The organism is Streptomyces sp. NPDC057137 (assembly GCF_042670825.1).
GTDB lineage: Bacteria > Actinomycetota > Actinomycetes > Streptomycetales > Streptomycetaceae > Streptomyces.
The window spans coordinates 1-19,611 of record NZ_JBHUUW010000072.1 but is presented as its reverse complement, the minus strand read 5'-3'; the positions used below and the strand labels follow the sequence as shown (position 1 = coordinate 19,611).

Below are 19,611 nucleotides of genomic sequence, written 5' to 3'. Positions count from 1 at the left end.
GGGCGGACAGGCGACGGTGGGGCCACGGGCCTGCTCTCACCAGGGCTGGGGGCCCGACACGTCGAAGAAGCCGCCCGTCGGGCCGTCGGGGCCCACCTGGGCCATCTTGACGATGATCTCCGCGCCCTCTTCGACCGTCTGCGTGCCCGTGTTCCCGTTCAGGTCCGTCGCCGTGTAGCCCGGCTCCACCGCGTTGACCCGGAAATGCGGGAACGCCTTGGCGAACTTCACCGTGATCATGTTGACCGCCGTCTTGGACGTCGGATAGGCGACGGCCGGATACTGGGACTGCGGCGTGCCCGTCTCGGACACCATGGCCAGGGAACCCACGCTGCTGCTGACGTTGACCACGACCGGGTTGGCCGACGCCTCCAGCAGTGGCAGGAACGCGTGGGTGACCCGGACCACGCCGAAGACGTTCGTCTCGAACAACGTCCGCATCGCGTCGCCGGTCACCTCCGCCGCGCCGTACACCTTCCCGCCCGGTCCCCGCCCCTCGATGCCGGCGTTGTTGATCAGTACGTCCAGACCGCCGGCCGCCTCGACGGTCTTCGCCGCGGCGGCGACGGACGCATCGTCGGTGACGTCGAGGACGACTAGCCGCGCGCCCAGCTGCTCGGCGGCCCGGCGGCCCCGCTCCGGGTCCCGGCTGCCCACGTAGACGGTGTGGCCCGCGGCGACGAGCCGTCGAGCGGTCTCGTGGCCCAGTCCTTTGTTCGCTCCGGTGATCAGTGTTGTTGTCATGCCTCCACCTTGCGACAGACCGGTGTGGTCAGCCAGCCGTCCGGTTTTCCTGGGACTGCCGGTACCAGGACGGCCCGCGGCCCGGGGCGCACACTGGGGCGCATGGGAGAGGCGGAGACGGACTCGGAATTCGGACAGGCGGTACGCCGGTGGCGCGACCGGGTCGCGCCGGAGGCCGCCGGGCTGGCCACCGGCGGGCACCGGCGCGCGCCGGGACTGCGGCGTGAGGAGCTGGCCATGCTGGCCGGTATCTCCGTCGACTACGTCACCCGCCTCGAACAGGGCCGCGCGGCCAACCCCTCGACCCAGGTCGTCGAGGCCTTGGCCAGGGCGCTGCGGCTGGCGGGAGCCGAACGCGAGCACCTGTTCCGGCTGGCCGGGCTGGCGCCGCCGGGGCCGCGGACCGTACCCGCGTACATCACCCCGAGCGTCCAGCGCATGCTCGACAGACTCGCCGGGACACCCGTCGCGGTGTACGACGCGTCCCTGACGCTGCTCACGGCCAATCCGCCGTACGCGGCCTTGATGGGCGATCCCTCCGGCCGGCGCGGCAACCGGCGCAACAGCGTGTGGCGGCATTTCCTCGGCCCCGGCACCCGGGCACGGCACACGCCCGAGTCCCTGCGCCTGTTCGAGACCGCGCTGGTCGCCGACGTGCGTACTGCCGTCGGCCGCTACCCGGCCGACCAGCGGCTGCGTCGGCTGGTCGCGGAACTGCGCGCGGACAGTGACCGGTTCGCGGAGCTGTGGGACTCCGGCGCCGTCGGTCATCACGAGGCCGCGCGCAAGACCATCGACCATCCGCAGGTGGGCCCCGTGACGCTGGACTGCGACGTACTCACCGTGGCGACGAGCGATCTGCGCGTCATGATCTACACGGCCGAGCCCGGCACCGAGGACGCCGAACGCCTCGCGCTGCTGATGGTGCTCGGCACCCAGACGCTGGTGGGGTGACGCTGGTGGGGTGACGCGGGTGGGGCAGGCCCGACCGGGGCCGACGACCCGTGACGACATCGCCTTCTCGCCGCGCCGCGTCGTCCCCGGCTCCCCCCGCGACGCAACGCCTCACCCCGACCTGGTGGCACGGGAGTTGGCGCGGGAGTTGGCGCGGGAGCCGCCGGCGCTGAGCGAGTGACCGACTGACGGACCGACCGGCTGAGGGCACCGTCGGCCGCCCGGACTCACCCCGGCACACCCGCCCTGTCCAGCAGCGCCGTCATCACCGCGACCGGCAGCACCGGATTGACGGCCGCGGCCGACCCCACGTCCGGATCCTCCAGCAGTTCCACCACGCGCCCCACCGGCAGCCGCACGTCCCGCGCGGCCGCCTCCCGCACTCTCTTCTCCGGGTCCCGGCTCAGCCGTTCCACGAGTTCGGGCGTCGCCGTCGGATCACGCAGGGCCAGCGCGCGGGCCTCCGGGTCCGTCGCCTCCCCGAAACGCGCCGCGAGGCCGGCCAGGGGGAACTGCGGCTTGGCGACCAGCATGGCGACGGCCCGGTGCGTACCGTGCAGATACAGATCGAGCAGCAGCTCCGCCGGTGCCTTCGGGTGGCGCTCGGCGAGCAGCAGCCGTACGGCGAAGTCCTCGTCGCCCGCGAGCAGTTCGACGCAGTCCTCGGGCAGTTCCCGACATACGGCGGCACTGCGCCGCAGCCATGGGTGCGCGGACGTCGCGCACCGGCGCAGGACGTCCGGGTCCTCACGCGCGTCCCAGACCCACCGCAGCGTGTCCAACCGGTCCTCGGGGCCGATCTTCCAGTCGACCGCGCCGCGTTCCTCCTCCGACAACTCGGGGCGGGCGGAGAACGCCAGCCGCACCTCGGGATCCTCGTGGTGAGCGAGCGGGGACGCGAGATCGGCGGGGAGGGTGGGGTTGCGCGCGAGCCACGGGAGCCGTATTCCCCCGGCCAGCAGCCGCTCGGCCACGGCCCGCCCGAGCTTGCCGCGCTCCATCACCTCCCCCAACTGCCATGTGCCCGCGAGGGCTTCGACGAGTTCGGTCGTACGCTCCTCGTCCTCGTGCATCACCCACAGCGAGGCGGCCCGGCGCACCTCCGGGTCCGCGTCGCCGAGGAGCGAGGCGCGCACCTCGTCGGCGAGCGCGTGCCAGACACGACGGCAGGCCGCCAGCCGGAACAGCGGGTCCGGGTGCCCGGCGAGCGGAATCAGAACGTGCTCGGGCACGCCGGCGGAGTCGAGGGTCTCGTACCGCACATTGCCGCGTTCATGGGTCAGCAGTCGCTCGTACGCCCGGTCCGGCAGCGGCGGCACCGCGATTCCGTACGGCCTCGGGCCGCAGGCGACCACGATGGCGTCCGACACGGGGCCGTCGAGAAGCCGTGCGCGCAGCTCGGGGTCGACCGTCCAGCTCTCGGCGATGCTGTGGCGCACCCGGCGGTCGGGGTGGGTGAGCATGGCCTCGGCCACCTCGTCGGGCAGCTTCTGGCGCCACGAGATCCGTTGCGTGATCCAGCGGTCGTTCAGCGCCAGCAGCCGCAGCAGTACGCCGGCAGGCGCCGCCGGATTGCCGGCCAGCCCGTCGACCGCGTGATGGGTCGTCAATGTCCCCGCCTCCAACTTGTCCGCCCGGTAGGCCCGGTGAAACCTATACGCCACCGCGCGAGGAGCGCGGGTCGGCGGCAGGGTCGGGCTGTGCGGCCGGGACGATCAGGTCGAGGTTGTCGAGGCTGCGAAGCAGGTCGTCGACGACCTGCGAGTGCGGGGCGGTCGACACGTTCGGCGATCTTCGCTATTGCGAAGACACGCCCGTCCTCGTCGTCGCTGCCGGCTACGTCAGCGTGTCCTCGTACACCATGTACATCCTCCTGGAGTACATCAAGGTCGACCCCGCGGACGTACCGGCCATCATGGGCTTCCAGTTGGTGGTCAACGCCGTCGTCGCGGTCTCGCTCATGATTCCGATGCTCTGGAGGTCCGTCGACGGCATGGTCGCGTTCAGCGTCGTCAACGGCGCCGGGTTCGGCATGTTCATGGCCGTCGACCTGGCACTGATGACCAAAGTCCTGCCGCACACCGGGGACGCGGGCAAGGACATGGGCCTGCTCAACATCGCCGGCGCCACAGGTCGCCGCCCCGTTCGTCGGCGCGGTGGCCGTGGTCTTCGTCAGATCCGTCCGGTGAGCACGGTGTACTCGTCGGTCCGGTCCGGTCCGGCTGGAGGGAGAGCGGCCGGACACGGCCGTGACCCTATGGCCGCGCGGTTGATGCTTCGTCGCCCGACGGTACGGCCCCACGGCTCCCGCGCAGCATGGTGAGCGCGATCGTCGCGCTGATCGCGGCGATGACGGCACAGGCGGCACCGATCGTGTTCAGCCCGCTGGTGTATGCCTCCCCGGCGGCTGCCAGCAGGCCCTCGGCGGGCTCGGGCGGCAGGTCCCGCGCGGCCGTGACGGCGTCCTCCATGCTGCCCTCGGCGGCGTCGGCCGCGCCCGACGGGGTGCCGTCGGGCACCACGATCGAGTCGCGGTAGACGGCGGTACCGAGGCTGCCCAGCGTGGCGATGCCCAGGGCGTTGCCCAGGTCGCCGCTGATGGAGGAGAGCGCCGCCGCCGAGCCGCCCCGTTCCGGGGGGACGGACCCGATGACCAGATTGGTGCTGAGCGACCCGAAGGTGCCGACGCCGACGAACACGATCACGAAGCCGGCCACCAGCAGCGGAATCCCGCCGACCGGGTCGACGAGGACGAGCATCAGATAGCCCGCCATGCCGATGAGCAGGGCCACCCCGACAACGACGCCGAGCGGGTGCCGCTTGGCGAGGACCGGCGCCACCTGCGCCGCGACGATCGAAGCGACGGCCGCGGGCACCATCCACAGACCCGCCTCCATCGGCGAGAAACCCTCGACCATCTGGAGAAACCCGGTGATGAAGAGGTAGCCACCACCGGTACCGAGCATCGACACCGTCAGGATCATCAGCGCCGCGCTGAACGCGCCGACCTTGAACAGCTTCAGGTCCAGCAGTGGATCGGCCAGCTTGTTCTGCCGGGACACGAACACCGCGCCGACGGCCAGGCCACCGGCGATCGTGACGAGTGGCGCCGTCTCGAAGCCGTAGCGCGCGAGTTCCTTCAGGCCGTAGATGATCGACAGGATCGACGCCAGTGACAGTACGACGCTGAGGAGGTCGATCCTGCCCGCGTTCGCGTCCTTGTACTCCGGCAGCAGGAAGGGCGCGACGATCAGGAGCAGCACCATGACGGGCACACCGAGCAGGAACACCGAGCCCCACCAGAAGAACTCCAGCAGCACGCCGCCGATCACCGGGCCGAGCGCCGTGCCGCCCATGAAGCAACTGGCCCACACCGCGATGGCGCGGCCCCGCTGGTAGGGGTCGTGGAACATGTTGCCGATGAGGGCGAGGGTGGACGGCATGAGTGTCGCGGCGGCGATGCCGAGCAGTCCCCGGGTGACGATCAGGGCCTCCGCGCTGGTGGAGTAGGCGGCGGCGACCGAGGTGACGCCGACGGCAGTCGCGCCGATCATCAGCAGCTTGCGGCGGCCGATCCGGTCCCCGAGCGTGCCCATGGTGATGAGGAAGCCGGCGATCAGGAAGCCGTAGACATCCATGATCCACAGCGTCTGCGTGCCGCTGGGCCGCAGCCCCTCGGCGAGGTGGGGCAGGGCCAGATACAGCACGCTCTGGTCGAGGGAGATCAGCAGGGTGGGCAGGGCCAGTACGGCGAGACCCACCCATTCCCGGGACCCGGCCTTGCGGACAGGGGCGGTCTCGGGGGCGTTCGATGACATGGATTTCCTTCCTTCTCCCCGGAGTTGGGGAGCCATGCCGTACGGTGCGCCGCGCCGCTCTCGCCCCTCTCTCGATCCGCTCTCGGTCCGTTCCTCAGCCCTCTTCACCCCTCTTCGCCCCTCTCGGTCCCGCTGATTCAGATCTCGGTCCCCGATCGTTCGGCGCCGTGGGGGAGTTGGCCCCGTCGGATAGCCTGATCACATGCGTTTCGGGGTGTTGGGTCCGCTCGGGGTATGGACGGCCGACGGGACGGCGGTCAGGATCCCCGAGCTGAAGGTCCGCGCCCTGCTGGCGCACCTCCTGGTGCACCGGGGCAGCCCCGTCTCCGCGGACCGGCTCGTCGACGACCTGTGGGGCCCGAAGCCCCCGAACAATCCGCCGGGCGCGCTCCAGACGAAGGTGTGGCAGCTGCGGCGGGCGCTGGAGAACGCCGAGCCGGGCGGGCGGTCGCTGGTCGTCTCGCGCCCGCCGGGGTACGAGCTGCTCGCCGACCCCGGCGCGGTCGACGCCGACCACTTCCAGCAGTTGCTCGACCGCGCGCGGGAGGTCGCCGAGCCCCGGGCCCGAGCCGCGCTGCTGGCGGAGGCGCTGGCCGTCCGGCGCGGTCCCGCGTACGCGGACTTCGCCGACGAGGAGTTCGCGCGCACCGCCGCGGCCCGGCTGGACGAGCAGTGGCTCACCGCCGTCGAGGAACAGGCCGATGCGCGCCTGGAACTCGGCGAACACGCCCTGGTCGCCGACGAGTTGACCGACCTGGTGAGCCTGCATCCGCTACGTGAACGGATGCGTGCCGCGCACGTACGGGCGCTGTATCTGTCCGGCCGCCAGGACGCGGCGCTCCGCGGCTACACGGATCTGCGCACCCGGCTGGCCGAGGAGTTGGGGGTGGACCCCGGCCCCACGCTCACCGCCCTGCACCGGGCGATCCTCGCCCAGGACCCGGCGCTGACCGCCGCGCCCTCGCCCGCCACCTCCGCGGCCCGCCCGCCGAGCAACGTACCGGCCCCGCTGACCGAACTGATCGGCCGTGGCGAGGCCGTCGATGAGGTACGCCGACTGCTCGGCGCCCACCGGCTGGTGACGCTCACCGGGCCCGGCGGAGTCGGCAAGACACAGCTCGCGCTGGCGACCGCCGCCCGGCTCGGTGCGGCGTTCCCCGGCGGCGTCCACCTGGCGGAGCTGGCGGCGCTCGACCCGGCGCCCACCGGCCCCCGGGCCGGGGCCGACCGGTGGGTCGAGGTGAATGAGCTGGTCGGCGCGGTGATCGGGGTCCGGGACGACACCGTGCGGCCCAAGGGCGTGCCGCTGTCGTCGGCCGCCCGCGTCGCGCACGCGCTGAGCGACCGGCCGACGCTGCTGATTCTCGACAACTGCGAGCATGTCGCCGCGCCCGCCGCGGAGTTGGCCGAGCAGCTGCTGAAGGCGGCCCCGGCCCTCCGCGTCCTGGCCACCAGCCAGATGCCGCTCGGCATCACCGGGGAGTGGCTGGAGGAGGTACCGCCGCTGCGGCGGCCGGAGTCGGCGGCGGGTCTGAGTACGGCGGACGCGAGCCGGTTCGGCGCGGTGGAACTCTTCGTGGCGCGGGCCACGGCCGCGGCGCCGCGCTTCGTCCTCGACCCGAGCACCCTCGACGCGGTCGTGTCGATCTGCCGGCGTCTGGACGGCATTCCGCTGGCGCTGGAGATGGCCGCCACCCGCGTACGAGCCCTGGGTGTGACCGAGTTGGCCGCCCGGCTGGACGACCGCTTCCGTCTGCTGGCGGTGGGCTCGCGCGGCGCCCCGGCGCGGCAGCGCACACTGCGGGCGGTGATCGACTGGGGCTGGGAGCTCCTCGGTGACCAGGAGCGGGCGGTACTGCGGCGCCTGGCTGTGCACACCGACGGCTGCACGCTCGCCGCGGCGGAGCATCTCTGCGCCGGGGACGGTCTGGACGGCGCGGAGGTTCTCGACCTCCTGGCCCGGCTGGTGGACAGCTCGCTGCTGGTCATGGCCGACGACGGGGCGGGCGGCACGGAAGGCCCCCGCTACCGGATGCTGGAGTCGGTCGCCGCGTACGCCGCCGAACGGCTCGCCGAATCAGGTGAGTTGGCGACCCTACGACGCGGGCACCGCGCCTACTACCTGGAGCTGGCCGAGCGCGCCGAGCCGCATCTGCGCGGTCATGAGCAACGCCGGTGGCTGCGCCGGCTCGATGCCGAGAACGCGAACATGCGCGCCGCGCTGGACAGCGCCGTACAGGCGGGGGACGCCGAGTGCGCGCTGCGCCTGGTGAACGCCCTGACCTGGTACTGGTACCTGCGAGGGCGCAACAACGAGGCCCGGCGCTCCCTCACCCTGGCCCTGTCGACCGGTGTCGGCGCCCCAGCAACCCCCGCCCCCGCCGCCCTGGTCGCGAAGGCCACCGCGTGGCTGGGCGGCGTGAGCCTGCTGCTCGGCGGCAGCGCGGACCCCGTCACGGAGTACCGGGCCGCGCTGCGACCGTACGAGACGATCGACGACCCGCTCGGCCAGGCCCGCGCGCGCTGGTTCCTGGCCTCCAACCTCTACGGCATCGCCGATCCGGCCCCGAGCCGCACGCTGATCGAGTCCGCGCTCGCGACGTTCCGCTCACTCGGCGACGGGTGGGGCACGGCCGCGGCACTCGCCAGCCGGGCGTTCCACGCCAAGCTGCAAGGGGAGTTCGGAACACTCCGGCGCCACGGCGAGCAGAGCCTGGAGCTGTTCCGCGAACTGGGCGACCAGTGGGGCCAGTTGCAGGCCATGGTGCCCCTGCAGAAGCTGGCCGAGGTGATGGGCGACTACGAACTCGCCGCGCGACTGCACCGCGAGGGCCTGCGCATGGCCGAGGACCTCGGGCTGTGGCCCGAGGTGTCCTTCCAACTGTCGGGCCTGGGCCGCATCGCGATGCTGACCCGCGACTACCCGCGGGCCCGGGAGTTCCACGAGCGGGCCAGGCGGCTGGCGGTCGAGCAGTCGGACAAGTTCGGCGAACAGTACGCCGAGATCGGGCTGGGGATGGGGGCCCGCCGGGAGGGCGCCCTGGACACCGCGGAGGCCCACCTGCGCAACGTGCTCGACGTGCACCGGCAGATGGGCTACGAGCCGGGACTCCCCGCGCTGATCCTCGCCGAACTGGGCTTCGTCGCCGAGCTGCGGGGCGAGGTGACCACCGCCCTTCGGCTCCAGCACGACGGCCTGTCCGCCGCCCACGCCGCCGGCGACGCCCGCTCACTGGCGCTGGCCCTGGAGGGCCTGGCCGGCGCCCAGGCCCTGGCGGGCCGCGCCGATCAGGCCGCGCGACTGCTGGGCGCCGCGTCGACGGCCCGGCACTCGGTCGGCACACCGCTGCCGGAGGGCGAACAGGACGACGTCGCCCGCGTCACGGCACGGGCGACGAAGGATCTGGGCCGGTCGGCGTTCGCCGCCGAGTTCGCACACGGCGCCGCGACGGACGCCGACACGTACCTGGACCACCTGCCCTATCTGCCACCGGAACCGGCCGAGGGCGCGTCCGCGAGGTAGCGCCGCCCGGTGCCGGCACAGCGCGCTGGGGGAAGAAGTGGCTGCTTCCAGGCCCGGGTCTGACGGGCGAAGAGGCAGCCGCCTGACCTCACAGTCGAGCCCGCCACCACCTCATCCTGGAATGATCAGTGGGGCACAATGGGCCCGCGTTATCGGCTGTCGGTGAGAGAGGTGCCAGTTGAGTAGGTTGCTGGATGCCTGCGAGACGACGGTCTCCCCGAGTTATCGCCTGTTCGGGCTGGTCGACACGACCATGGGGGCGGAAACGTTCGACGACGATGCGGACAGATCGAAGTGGCTGCTTCCAGGCCCGGGTCTGGTGTATCTGCAGGTGCCCTCGGAGGTGGGTAGGACGGCGATACGTCTGGAGTCGTGGACCACCTCGCCGGCACTGCCGCCCGGTCGGTGGGCGGGGCATGAAGAGGTCGAGGTGGACCTCCCCGAGGGCGAGCTCGGTCTGCAGACCGTCGACGGCGGGCTCAGGGAGATTCCGCTGGTGTTGCCGTCGCCGGGCACGTACCGGATGCGGTGGCAGTGGGTGTTCAACCCGGACACGGGCCCTTTCACCTCTCCTCTGCGGGGTTGTTCCGACGTGCCGGCCACGCCCGCCGGCCATGAAGCCGCTCTGGGCGGGGAGGACCAATTCTGTCTGGTGCAGATCTGGCGGCCTACGAGCTGCTGAAAGGATCGCGATCCGCCTCGCGATCCGCCTCGGGATCCACCTCGGCGACACCGGCGCCCCGGTACGGAGCCATCCCCCCACCCGCCCATCGCGCGCCTCCCCACCTGCCGTAATCTCGCTGTTACACGACGGCGATACGTCATTGCATAAAGCTGCGAAGCTACGTATAGTCATGCCATCGACGAGGAGGGCTTCGATGGCAGTACGTGCAGCGGTGGCGGGAGCCAGTGGATACGCCGGTGGGGAAGTGCTCCGGCTGCTCCTGGGGCACCCCGGCGTAGAGATCGGCGCCCTCACCGGGAACTCCAACGCGGGGCAGCGCCTCGGCGCGCTCCAGCCGCACCTCGGGCCGCTGGCCGATCGCGTCCTGGAGGCGACCACCCCCGACGTGCTCGCCGGACACGACGTGGTCTTTCTCGCGCTGCCGCACGGGCAGTCCGCCGCCGTCGCCGAGCAGCTCGGGGACGACGTTCTCGTCGTCGACATGGGCGCGGACTTCCGGCTGAAGGACGCCGCAGACTGGGAGGCCTTCTACGGCTCCGCCCACGCCGGCACCTGGCCCTACGGCCTTCCCGAACTGCCGGGCAACCGTGCCGCGTTGGAGGGGTCCAGGCGTGTCGCGGTGCCCGGCTGCTACCCGACGGCCGTGTCGCTCGCGCTCTTTCCCGCGTACGGCGCGGGGCTGGTCGAGCCCGAGGCCGTCATCACCGCCGCCACCGGCACCTCCGGCGCGGGCAAGGCCGTCAAGCCGCATCTGCTCGGCTCCGAGGTCATGGGCTCGATGAGCCCGTACGGCGTCGGCGGCGGCCACCGGCACACCCCCGAGATGATCCAGAACCTCAGCGCGGCGGCGGGGGAGCGCGTCAGCGTCTCCTTCACCCCCACCCTCGCGCCCATGTCGCGCGGCATCCTCGCCACCTGCTCGGCGAAGGCGAAGCCGGACGTCACGGCTGCGGACGTACGCGACGCGTACGAGAAGGCCTACGCCGACGAGCCGTATCTGCAGCTCCTGCCCGAGGGGCAGTGGCCGGCGACCGCTTCCGTGTACGGCTCCAACGCCGTACAGGTCCAGGTCGTCCTCGACGAGAACGCCCGCCGCGTCATCGCCATCAGCGCCATCGACAACCTCACCAAGGGCACGGCCGGCGGCGCGGTCCAGAGCATGAACATCGCCCTCGGGCTGCCCGAGGAGACCGGCCTCCCGGCCACCGGCGTCGCACCATGACCCGGCCCCACCACCCACAAGCGACGACCAAGGAGATGCAGTGAGCGTCACGGCAGCAGGCGGATTCACGGCGGCGGGCATCACCGCCGGGATCAAGGACAGCGGCACCCCGGACCTGGCCCTCGTGGTCAACACCGGTCCGCGCCGCGCCGCCGCCGGCGTCTTCACCTCCAACCGCGTCAAGGCCGCCCCCGTCCTCTGGTCGGAGCAGGTCGTCAAGGGCGGCCAGATCTCCGCCGTCGTCCTCAACTCCGGTGGCGCCAACGCCTGTACGGGCCCCAAGGGCTTCCAGGACACCCACGCCACCGCCGAGAAGGTCGCCGAGGTGCTGAACCAGGCCGCCCCGGACAGCCACAGCTCCGGCGAGATCGCCGTCGCCTCCACCGGGCTCATCGGCATCAACCTCCCGATGGACAAGCTCCTGCCGGGTATCGAGAAGGCCGCCGCCGAACTCTCCCCGCACGGCGGCGAGAAGGCCGCCATCGCCATCAAGACCACCGACAGCGTCCACAAGACGGCCGTCGCGGGCGGCGACGGCTGGACCGTCGGCGGTATGGCCAAGGGCGCGGGCATGCTCGCCCCCGGCCTCGCCACCATGCTCGTCGTGCTCACCACCGACGCCGACGTCGACAGCCCCGCCCTCGACTCGGCCCTGCGCGCCGCCACCCGCACCACCTTCGACCGGGTCGACTCCGACGGCTGCATGTCCACCAACGACACCGTGCTGCTCCTCGCCTCCGGCGCCTCCCGAGTGACGCCCGGACACGAGGAGTTCGCGGAAGCCGTCCGTACGGTCTGCGACGACCTCGGCCGCCAGCTCATCGGCGACGCCGAGGGCGCCAGCAAGGACATCCGCGTCGAGGTCATCAACGCGGCGACCGAGGACGACGCCGTCGAGGTGGGCCGCTCCATCGCCCGTAACAACCTCCTCAAGTGCGCACTGCACGGCGAGGACCCCAACTGGGGCCGGGTGCTCTCCGCCATCGGCACGACCTCCGCCGCCTTCGACCCGGACCGGCTCAACGTCGCCATCAACGACATCTGGGTCTGCAGGAACGGCTCCGTCGGCGAGGACCGCGACCTCGTCGACATGCGCTTCCGCGAGGTCCGGATCACCGCCGACCTCGCCGCCGGCACCGAGTCGGCCGTCATCTGGACCAACGACCTCACCGCCGACTACGTCCACGAGAACAGCGCGTACAGCTCATGAGCGCCCGCAAGCACACCGCGCTGCCCAAGGCGCAGATCCTCATCGAGGCGCTGCCCTGGCTGACCCGCCACAACGGCAAGGTCGTCGTCATCAAGTTCGGCGGCAACGCCATGGTGGACGAGGACCTCAAGGCCGCCTTCGCCCAGGACGTCGTCTTCCTGCGCCAGGCTGGGCTCAAGCCGGTCGTCGTGCACGGCGGCGGCCCCCAGATCAGCGCGCAGCTCGACCGGCACGGGCTGGTCAGCGAGTTCAAGGCCGGGCTGCGGGTCACCACGCCCGAGGCGATGGACGTCGTACGGATGGTGCTCGCCGGCCAGGTCCAGCGCGAACTCGTCGGGCTGCTCAACCAGCACGGCCCGCTCGCCGTCGGCATGACCGGCGAGGACGCGCACACCATCTCGGCCACCCGGCACCGGCCGCGTATCGACGGCGAGTTGGTCGACATCGGCCGCGTCGGCGAGATCACCGCGATCGACCCGGGTGCCATCGAGGCGCTGCTCGCCGACGGCCGTATCCCGGTCATCTCCTCCATCGCGCGCAGCGCCGACGACGGACACGTCTACAACGTCAACGCCGACACCGCGGCGGCCGCGCTCGCCGCGGCGCTCGGGGCGGAGACCCTGATGGTCCTCACCGACGTCGAGGGACTGTACGAGGACTGGCCGAACAACGACGACGTGATCAGCAGGCTCACGGCGACCGAGCTGGAGAAGCTGCTGCCCGAGCTGTCCAGCGGCATGGTGCCGAAGATGGAGGGCTGTCTGTTCGCCGTACGCAACGGGGTCAACACCGCCCGCGTGCTCGACGGCCGCGTACAGCACTCGATCCTGCTGGAGATCTTCACCGACGAGGGCATCGGCACGATGGTCGTCCCTGACGGCCGGGAGAACACGACCGAAGGGGGAGCGTCATGACCGACGAGAGCGACAGCAACCAGGACTTCACGCGGCGCTGGCAGCACGTGATGGCCGACAACTACGGCACCCCGAAGCTCTCCCTCGTACGCGGCGCCGGGGCCACCGTCTGGGACGCCGACGGCACCGCGTACACCGACTTCGTCGCAGGCATCGCCGTGAACGCCCTCGGCCACGCGCACCCCGCCGTGGTCGACGCGGTCTCCCGGCAGATCGCCTCCCTCGGGCATGTGTCGAACCTGTACGTCGCCGGCCCGCCCCTCGCCCTCGCCGAACGGCTCATCGACCTCGCAGACCGCCCCGGCCGTGTCTTCTTCTGCAACTCCGGCGCCGAGGCGAACGAAGCCGCGTTCAAGATCGGCCGGCTCACCGGCCGCGGCCACATGGTCGCCACCGACGGCGGCTTCCACGGCCGCACGATGGGCGCGCTCGCGCTCACCGGACAGCCGGCCAAGCGGGAGCCCTTCCTGCCGCTGCCCGGTGATGTCACGCATGTTCCGTACGGGGACGTGGACGCGCTCAGGGCCGCCGTCACCGAGGAGACGGCGCTGGTGATCATCGAGCCGATCCAGGGGGAGAACGGCGTGGTCGTCCCGCCCAGGGGCTATCTCGAAGCGGCCAGGGAGATCACCCGCGCCACCGGCACCCTGCTGGTGCTGGACGAGGTGCAGACGGGGATCGGGCGGACGGGGCAATGGTTCGAGTACCAGGCCCACCAGAGCGTCGAGCCCGACATCGTCACCCTCGCCAAGGGCCTCGGCGGCGGCCTGCCGCTCGCCGCGACGCTCGCGTTCGGCCCGGCGGCGGACCTGCTCAAGCCGGGTCAGCACGGTACGACCTTTGGCGGCAACCCCGTCGCCTGCGCCGCCGGACTCGCGGTCCTGGACACGCTCGGCGCCGACGGCGCGCTCGACACGGTGAAGCGGCTGGGGGAGAAGCTCCGGGACGGAATCGAGGCGCTCGGACACCCGCTGGTCTCCCATGTCCGTGGCGCGGGGCTGCTGCTGGGTATCGTGCTCACCGAGTCGCTGGCGCCACAGGTGCAGCAGGCGGCTCAGGATGCCGGTCTCCTGGTGAACGCGCCCGCTCCCGACGTCGTACGGCTCATGCCTCCGCTGATCATCGGCGACGACGATGTGGAAACGTTCCTCCGGGCCCTGCCCGGCGTCCTCGACACCGCGCACGGGACCAACGGGGACGGACGAACCGGGGAATGAGACGACGATGACCGAGGCGCAGGCACCCGAGCACAACGGGATCGACACGGACGGCGGGAACGGAGCGACCGGGACGAGCGGCGCGGCCGAGCACATCGGCCCCTCCGTCCCCCAGACGCGCACGGCGCGGCACCGCCGGATCGTGGACATCCTCAACCGGCAGCCGGTCCGCAGCCAGAGCCAGCTCGCCAAGCTCCTCGCCGACGACGGTCTGAACGTCACCCAGGCGACGCTCTCGCGCGACCTGGACGAGCTGGGCGCGGTGAAGATCCGTAACACCGGCGGCGAGCTGATCTACGCGGTCCCCAGCGAGGGCGGCTACCGAACCCCGCACGCCCCGCTCGGCGAGTCGGCGAAGGAGGAGCGGATGCGGCGTCTCTCCGGCGAACTGCTCATCTCCGCCGAGGCCTCCGCCAACCTCGTGGTGCTCCGTACGCCGCCCGGCGCCGCCCAGTTCCTCGCCTCGGCCATCGACCAGGCCGAACTCCGGCCCATTCTCGGCACCATCGCCGGTGACGACACGCTGCTGCTGATCAGCCGCGACCCGGCGGGCGGGCAGGCGCTCGCGGACCACCTGCTGCGGCTGGCCCAGAAGGACAGCTGACACCGCCCGGGGCGGGTCAGTAGTTGGTGATGGCCGTACGCCCCGAGGCGGTGCCCACCGCGATGTGCGGTGAGCGCCCGGGGTCGGCCCACGCCAGGATGCGGCTCATCGCGTCGTCCGGCACGGAGACACAACCGGCCGTCGCGCCCTTGCCGTTGACGTGCAGGAAGATCCCGGCGCCCCGGCCGCGCACGGGCCGGTCGTAGTTGAAGCCGATGACCAGGGCGCGGGCGTACTGCGCCCCGTACTCGGTCAGATGCTCGGCCTCCGCCGCACGGCAGTCGGCCGGCAGGCCCTCGACCCAGCGGTTGTACGCGCGCGAGTCGTTGTCCTGGCACCACCAGGACCGGTCGGTCACCGGGCGGTACGCGAAACGGGTCCCCGCCGGGGCGGGCCGGATGCCGAAGGCGTACGGCAGGTCGTACAGCCCCGTCGGTGTGGTCGACGTGCCCTGCTCGCGCTCGCTGCCCCGGACCAGGCCGCCGGCCCCGAACCGCGCGTCCGCCGACCCGGCCGCCACCCAGCGGTCCCCGCGCCGGTCCCACCAGGTGACGCGGCCCGTGGTCGCGCCGGTGCTCGCGGCCTCGGCGGTGATCAGCTGACTGCCGCCGCCGGTGTCGGCCATCCGTTCGGGGAGGGGGACGGAGGTGTCGGCGGGCGCGACGGGGCCGGCCGCGACGGTGGCGACGACGGCGAGGAGGACGGAGCCGAGCGAGAGAAGGGTGCGCATGCTCGGACCGTATGCCGGTCGCGGGGTGACGGCCTCTCAGGTCCGGGCCGCCCTAGGCCGAACGGGCGACTTCGGCCGGCTGGTCCGTGCGGGCAGCGGCAGCGGGAGCGCGGGCAGCCCGTCCAGGCTCACGCCCACGTGCTCCTTCTTCTCGCAGTACGCCGCGAACTCGTCGTCCGACTTCCTGGCGAAGTGCTGGGCGTGCTGGGTGCGCTCCTCCCGGTACTCCATGAAGGGGACGGCGAACCCGCACGAGTCGCTGATCCGTACCGCGCTGACCAGAATGATCGCCCGCGCGCTCGGCCCGTCCGCGTCCCCGAAGCGCGCGATGTACCCACCCCAGCGCGGGTCGTCCCGGAACACCGGCTCCCCGCGCCCGTGCACCCGCAGGATCTTCGGCGGGCCGTCGAACGCGCACCACATCAGGGTGATGCGGCCGTTCTCGCGCAGATGCGCGATGGTCTCCGCGCCGCTGCCGCCGAAGTCGAGATACGCGAGCGTCGACTCGTCCAGTACGACGAGGGTGCCGGAGCGGCCCTTGGGCGAGACATTGACATGACCGTCATCGGCGCGTGGGGCCGTTGCGGTGAAGAAGACGGGCTGTTCCTCGATGAACGTACGTATGCGGCCGTCGATTCGTTCGTAGAGCTTTCCCATGGCACCTATTGTCGGCGCCGACAATCGCGCGCGTCGAGACGTTTCCGAGGGACGGGACAAGGGACGGGACGCATGACCGAGAAGAAGCAGGCTCACGAGGTACGGGTCCGACGGGTCTACGAGGCGGCCGGGCCGGACGACGGGACGCGGCTGCTGGTCGACCGGCTCTGGCCGCGCGGGCTCGCCAAGACCGACGCCGTGTTCGACGACTGGCTGAAGGACGCCGCCCCCTCGGCCGAGCTGCGGAAGTGGTACGGGCACGATCCGGCGCGGTACGCGGAGTTCGCGGACCGCTACCGCGCAGAGCTGGCGGAACCGGGATCGGCCGCCGCGGACGCCCTCGAACGCCTCAGAACACTGGCCGCCGAGGGCACGCTCACCCTGCTCACAGCCACCAAGGACCTGCCCCACAGCCACCCCCTGGTGCTGGCGGCGGAGGTCACGGAGAGTGCCGGGGGGACCACCCAGGGGCCGCGTTGACAAAACATACGGTGCACTGCATAGTTATACCCATCAGCGTATGCACCGTAAGGAGAAACCCGTGACCGAGCGCGTCGTACTCGCCTACTCGGGAGGCCTGGACACCTCCGTCGCCATCGGCTGGATCGCCGAGGAGACGGGCGCCGAGGTCATCGCCGTCGCCGTGGATGTCGGTCAGGGCGGCGAGGACCTGGACGTCATCCGCAAGCGCGCGCTCGCCTGCGGTGCCGTCGAGGCCGAGGTCGCCGACGCCAAGGACGAGTTCGCCGAGGAGTACTGCCTCCCGGCGATCAAGGCCAACGCGCTCTACATGGACCGCTACCCGCTGGTCTCGGCGATCTCCCGGCCGGCGATCGTCAAGCACCTCGTGGCCGCCGCCAAGAAGCACGGCGCCGACACCGTCGCCCACGGCTGCACCGGCAAGGGCAACGACCAGGTCCGCTTCGAGGCCGGCATCGTCGCCCTCGCCCCCGAGCTGAAGTGCATCGCCCCGGTGCGCGACTACGCGATGACCCGTGACAAGGCGATCGCCTTCTGCGAGGAGAAGAACCTCCCGATCGCGACCACCAAGAAGTCCCCGTACTCCATCGACCAGAACGTCTTCGGACGGGCCGTCGAGACGGGCTTCCTGGAGGACATCTGGAACGGTCCGATCGAGGACATCTACGAGTACACCTCCAACCCGGCGGAGCACCGCGACGCCGACGAGGTCGTCATCTCCTTCAAGGAGGGCGTCCCGGTCGCCATCGACGGCAAGCCGGTCTCGGTCCTCCAGGCGATCCAGCAGCTCAACGAGCGGGCGGGCGGCCAGGGCATCGGCCGGATCGACATGGTCGAGGACCGGCTCGTGGGCATCAAGTCCCGTGAGGTGTACGAGGCCCCGGGCGCGATCGCGCTGATCACCGCCCACCAGGAGCTGGAGAACGTCACCGTCGAGCGCGAACTGGCCCGCTACAAGCGGCAGGTCGAGCAGCGGTGGGGCGAGATGGTCTACGACGGTCTCTGGTTCTCCCCGCTGAAGCGGGCCCTGGACGGCTTCATCAACGAGGCCAACCAGCATGTCACCGGCGACATCCGGATGACGCTGCACGGCGGCCGTGCCGTCGTCACGGGCCGGCGCTCGGAGGAGTCGCTGTACGACTTCAACCTGGCGACGTACGACTCGGGCGACACGTTCGACCAGTCCAAGGCGCAGGGCTTCATCGAGCTGTTCGGCCTCTCGGCGAAGATCGCGGCGAAGCGCGACCAGGCGTAGCACGACCGGGCGTAGCGCGGCCGGGCCCGAGCGCACCGGCTGGATCAGCCCGTCCGGCGTTCGAGGACCGGGCTCCGGGGCGGAGCCCCGATTTCGGGAAGGGGCGGGGTAGGGGAGAGAATCCCTCACCCCGCCCATCAGTGTGACCGCACGCAAGGAGCAACCCAGCAGTGAGCAGCAGCAACACCGGTGACGTCCGGCTCTGGGGCGGCCGTTTCGCCGACGGCCCCGCCGAGGCCCTGGCCAAGCTGTCGGCGTCCGTGCACTTCGACTGGCGCCTCGCGCCGTACGACATCGCGGGCTCCCGCGCGCACGCGCGCGTGCTCAACAAGGCCGGCCTCCTTACCGAGGAGGAGCTGGACCGGATGCTCGCCGGGCTCGACCGCCTGGCGGCGGCCGTCACGGACGGCTCCTTCACCGGGACCGTCGCCGACGAGGACGTCCACACCGCCCTGGAGCGCGGCCTCCTCGAACAGCTCGGCGCCGACCTCGGCGGCAAGCTGCGCGCCGGCCGGTCCCGTAACGACCAGGTCGCCACCCTCTTCAAGATGTATCTGCGGGACCACGCGCGGATCATCGGCGGTCTGATCGCCGAACTCCAGGACGCGCTCGTCGGACTCGCCGAGGCGCACCCGGACGTCGCGATGCCGGGCCGTACGCATCTCCAGCACGCCCAGCCGGTGCTCTTCGCCCACCATGTGCTGGCGCACGTGCAGTCCCTGTCGCGGGACGCGGAGCGACTGCGGCAGTGGGACGAGCGGACGGCGGTCTCGCCGTACGGCTCCGGCGCGCTGGCCGGCTCGTCGCTGGGTCTCGACCCGGAGGCGGTCGCCGCGGACCTCGGCTTCGAGCACGGCTCGGCCGCCAACTCGATCGACGGCACGGCCGCACGGGACTTCGCCGCCGAGTTCGCCTTCATCACCGCGATGATCGGGGTGAATCTCTCGCGGATCGCCGAAGAGGTCATCATCTGGAACACGAAGGAGTTCTCCTTCGTCACGCTGCACGACGCGTTCTCCACCGGCTCGTCGATCATGCCGCAGAAGAAGAACCCGGACATCGCCGAGCTGGCGCGCGGCAAGTCGGGCCGGCTGATCGGCAATCTGACGGGGCTGCTGGCCACGCTCAAGGCGCTGCCGCTCGCGTACAACCGCGATCTCCAGGAGGACAAGGAGCCGGTCTTCGACTCCTGCGACCAACTGGAGGTCCTGCTCCCCGCGTTCACCGGCATGATGGCGACGCTCACGGTCAACCGGGAGCGGATGGCGGAGCTGGCCCCCGCCGGGTTCTCGCTCGCCACCGACATCGCCGAGTGGCTGGTCAGGCAGGGTGTGCCGTTCCGGGTCGCGCACGAGGTCGCGGGCGAGTGCGTCAAGGTGTGCGAGAAGCAGGGCATCGAGCTGGACGAGCTGACGGACGAACAGTTCGCTGGGATCTCCGAGCATCTGACGCCGGAGGTCCGTACGGTCCTCGATGTCTCCGGCGCGCTGGCCTCCCGTGACGGGCGCGGCGGTACGGCGCCTTCGGCGGTCGCCGTCCAGCTCGCCGAGGTGAAGACGGACCTGGCGCTCCAGCACGCGTGGGCGACGGCGAAGAAG

General features: G+C 71.6%; 19 protein-coding genes. 13 read left to right on the top strand and 6 right to left on the bottom strand.

The genetic code is table 11. The features are described 5' to 3' along the window. Positions 1-36: 36 nt before the first annotated feature. Positions 37-744 carry an SDR family NAD(P)-dependent oxidoreductase gene (locus tag ACFT9I_RS34575; RefSeq protein WP_382571087.1) on the bottom strand — a complete coding sequence of 236 codons (708 nt, stop codon included), beginning with the start codon at positions 742-744 and terminating at the stop codon, positions 37-39. A 102-nt stretch (positions 745-846) separates the two neighbouring features. Here ACFT9I_RS34575 and ACFT9I_RS34570 point away from each other — a divergent pair, with 102 nt between their 5' ends. Together ACFT9I_RS34570 and ACFT9I_RS34565 are read left to right on the top strand one after the other, a co-directional pair. After that, on the top strand, positions 847-1,698 hold the full coding sequence (locus ACFT9I_RS34570; protein ID WP_382571085.1) for a helix-turn-helix transcriptional regulator: 852 nt from the start codon (positions 847-849) through the stop codon (positions 1,696-1,698). Positions 1,699-1,717: 19 nt separating this feature from the next. After that, the gene (locus ACFT9I_RS34565) at positions 1,718-1,879 is read left to right on the top strand and encodes a hypothetical protein (protein ID WP_382571084.1); all 162 of its coding nucleotides are present in this window, start codon (positions 1,718-1,720) and stop codon (positions 1,877-1,879) included. Positions 1,880-1,925: 46 nt separating this feature from the next. Here the strand turns inward: ACFT9I_RS34565 and ACFT9I_RS34560 are convergent, their stop codons facing one another. Both ACFT9I_RS34560 and ACFT9I_RS34555 read right to left on the bottom strand, forming a co-directional pair. Next, complete coding sequence (locus ACFT9I_RS34560) at positions 1,926-3,308, bottom strand: hypothetical protein (protein WP_382571082.1); 1,383 nt, start codon at positions 3,306-3,308, stop codon at positions 1,926-1,928. A 43-nt stretch (positions 3,309-3,351) separates the two neighbouring features. Further along, the gene (locus ACFT9I_RS34555) at positions 3,352-3,480 is read right to left on the bottom strand and encodes a hypothetical protein (protein WP_382571080.1); all 129 of its coding nucleotides are present in this window, start codon (positions 3,478-3,480) and stop codon (positions 3,352-3,354) included. A 79-nt stretch (positions 3,481-3,559) separates the two neighbouring features. Between ACFT9I_RS34555 and ACFT9I_RS34550 the strand changes: the two genes are divergently transcribed. Further along, positions 3,560-4,021 (top strand): hypothetical protein, encoded by a 462-nt coding sequence (locus tag ACFT9I_RS34550; protein WP_382571078.1) that lies wholly within the window; start codon positions 3,560-3,562, stop codon positions 4,019-4,021. Here ACFT9I_RS34550 and ACFT9I_RS34545 read toward each other — a convergent pair. Further along, complete coding sequence (locus ACFT9I_RS34545) at positions 3,954-5,516, bottom strand: MFS transporter (protein WP_382571076.1); 1,563 nt, start codon at positions 5,514-5,516, stop codon at positions 3,954-3,956. The genes ACFT9I_RS34550 and ACFT9I_RS34545 overlap by 68 nt on opposite strands. 202 nt (positions 5,517-5,718) lie before the next feature. On the opposite strand from ACFT9I_RS34545, the gene ACFT9I_RS34540 reads away from it, so the two are divergent. The 7 genes from ACFT9I_RS34540 to ACFT9I_RS34510 all read left to right on the top strand — a co-directional run bounded on the left by ACFT9I_RS34540 (position 5,719) and on the right by ACFT9I_RS34510 (position 14,891). Then, positions 5,719-9,039, top strand: coding sequence for a BTAD domain-containing putative transcriptional regulator (locus tag ACFT9I_RS34540; protein ID WP_382571075.1), 3,321 nt, complete (start codon positions 5,719-5,721; stop codon positions 9,037-9,039). A gap of 178 nt (positions 9,040-9,217) precedes the next feature. Beyond that, positions 9,218-9,721 carry a hypothetical protein gene (locus ACFT9I_RS34535; protein WP_382571074.1) on the top strand — a complete coding sequence of 168 codons (504 nt, stop codon included), beginning with the start codon at positions 9,218-9,220 and terminating at the stop codon, positions 9,719-9,721. A 196-nt stretch (positions 9,722-9,917) separates the two neighbouring features. Then, positions 9,918-10,946, top strand: coding sequence for an N-acetyl-gamma-glutamyl-phosphate reductase (gene argC, locus ACFT9I_RS34530; RefSeq protein ID WP_382571072.1), 1,029 nt, complete (start codon positions 9,918-9,920; stop codon positions 10,944-10,946). A 40-nt stretch (positions 10,947-10,986) separates the two neighbouring features. Next, positions 10,987-12,156, top strand: coding sequence for a bifunctional glutamate N-acetyltransferase/amino-acid acetyltransferase ArgJ (gene argJ / locus ACFT9I_RS34525; protein ID WP_382571070.1), 1,170 nt, complete (start codon positions 10,987-10,989; stop codon positions 12,154-12,156). Next, positions 12,153-13,070 carry an acetylglutamate kinase gene (gene argB / locus ACFT9I_RS34520; protein ID WP_382571068.1) on the top strand — a complete coding sequence of 306 codons (918 nt, stop codon included), beginning with the start codon at positions 12,153-12,155 and terminating at the stop codon, positions 13,068-13,070. Before argJ ends, argB begins: the two co-directional genes overlap by 4 nt. Continuing rightward, complete coding sequence (locus tag ACFT9I_RS34515) at positions 13,067-14,287, top strand: acetylornithine transaminase (RefSeq protein ID WP_382571066.1); 1,221 nt, start codon at positions 13,067-13,069, stop codon at positions 14,285-14,287. The genes argB and ACFT9I_RS34515 overlap by 4 nt, the downstream gene beginning before the upstream one ends. 7 nt (positions 14,288-14,294) lie before the next feature. Next, positions 14,295-14,891, top strand: a complete 597-nt coding sequence (locus ACFT9I_RS34510) for an arginine repressor (protein WP_382571064.1) — start codon at positions 14,295-14,297, stop codon at positions 14,889-14,891. 16 nt (positions 14,892-14,907) lie between these two features. On the opposite strand, the gene ACFT9I_RS34505 is transcribed toward ACFT9I_RS34510, so the two are convergent. Continuing rightward, positions 14,908-15,621 (bottom strand): L,D-transpeptidase, encoded by a 714-nt coding sequence (locus ACFT9I_RS34505; protein WP_382571062.1) that lies wholly within the window; start codon positions 15,619-15,621, stop codon positions 14,908-14,910. Positions 15,622-15,657: 36 nt separating this feature from the next. Further along, the gene (locus ACFT9I_RS34500) at positions 15,658-16,278 is read right to left on the bottom strand and encodes a pyridoxamine 5'-phosphate oxidase family protein (RefSeq protein ID WP_382571060.1); all 621 of its coding nucleotides are present in this window, start codon (positions 16,276-16,278) and stop codon (positions 15,658-15,660) included. 72 nt (positions 16,279-16,350) lie between these two features. Between ACFT9I_RS34500 and ACFT9I_RS34495 the strand changes: the two genes are divergently transcribed. The 3 genes from ACFT9I_RS34495 to argH all read left to right on the top strand — a co-directional run. Continuing rightward, positions 16,351-16,758 (top strand): DUF488 domain-containing protein, encoded by a 408-nt coding sequence (locus tag ACFT9I_RS34495; RefSeq protein ID WP_382571059.1) that lies wholly within the window; start codon positions 16,351-16,353, stop codon positions 16,756-16,758. Between the two features lie 61 nt (positions 16,759-16,819). Then, positions 16,820-18,013 (top strand): argininosuccinate synthase, encoded by a 1,194-nt coding sequence (locus ACFT9I_RS34490; RefSeq protein WP_382571057.1) that lies wholly within the window; start codon positions 16,820-16,822, stop codon positions 18,011-18,013. A gap of 170 nt (positions 18,014-18,183) precedes the next feature. Continuing rightward, positions 18,184-19,611: argininosuccinate lyase (gene argH / locus ACFT9I_RS34485; protein ID WP_382571055.1), on the top strand; the 1,428-nt coding region annotated here is incomplete at its 3' end.

Bases quoted from the DNA above. Each gene is read 5' to 3' on its own strand.
- ACFT9I_RS34575 (WP_382571087.1), bottom strand. From the start codon at position 744: ATGACAACAACACTGATCACCGGAGCGAACAAAGGACTGGGCCACGAG.
- ACFT9I_RS34570 (WP_382571085.1), top strand. From the start codon at position 847: ATGGGAGAGGCGGAGACGGACTCGGAATTCGGACAGGCGGTACGCCGG.
- ACFT9I_RS34550 (WP_382571078.1), top strand. From the start codon at position 3,560: ATGTACATCCTCCTGGAGTACATCAAGGTCGACCCCGCGGACGTACCG.
- ACFT9I_RS34545 (WP_382571076.1), bottom strand. From the start codon at position 5,516: ATGTCATCGAACGCCCCCGAGACCGCCCCTGTCCGCAAGGCCGGGTCC.
- ACFT9I_RS34540 (WP_382571075.1), top strand. From the start codon at position 5,719: ATGCGTTTCGGGGTGTTGGGTCCGCTCGGGGTATGGACGGCCGACGGG.
- argC (WP_382571072.1), top strand. From the start codon at position 9,918: ATGGCAGTACGTGCAGCGGTGGCGGGAGCCAGTGGATACGCCGGTGGG.
- argB (WP_382571068.1), top strand. From the start codon at position 12,153: ATGAGCGCCCGCAAGCACACCGCGCTGCCCAAGGCGCAGATCCTCATC.
- ACFT9I_RS34515 (WP_382571066.1), top strand. From the start codon at position 13,067: ATGACCGACGAGAGCGACAGCAACCAGGACTTCACGCGGCGCTGGCAG.
- ACFT9I_RS34510 (WP_382571064.1), top strand. From the start codon at position 14,295: ATGACCGAGGCGCAGGCACCCGAGCACAACGGGATCGACACGGACGGC.
- ACFT9I_RS34505 (WP_382571062.1), bottom strand. From the start codon at position 15,621: ATGCGCACCCTTCTCTCGCTCGGCTCCGTCCTCCTCGCCGTCGTCGCC.
- ACFT9I_RS34500 (WP_382571060.1), bottom strand. From the start codon at position 16,278: ATGGGAAAGCTCTACGAACGAATCGACGGCCGCATACGTACGTTCATC.
- ACFT9I_RS34495 (WP_382571059.1), top strand. From the start codon at position 16,351: ATGACCGAGAAGAAGCAGGCTCACGAGGTACGGGTCCGACGGGTCTAC.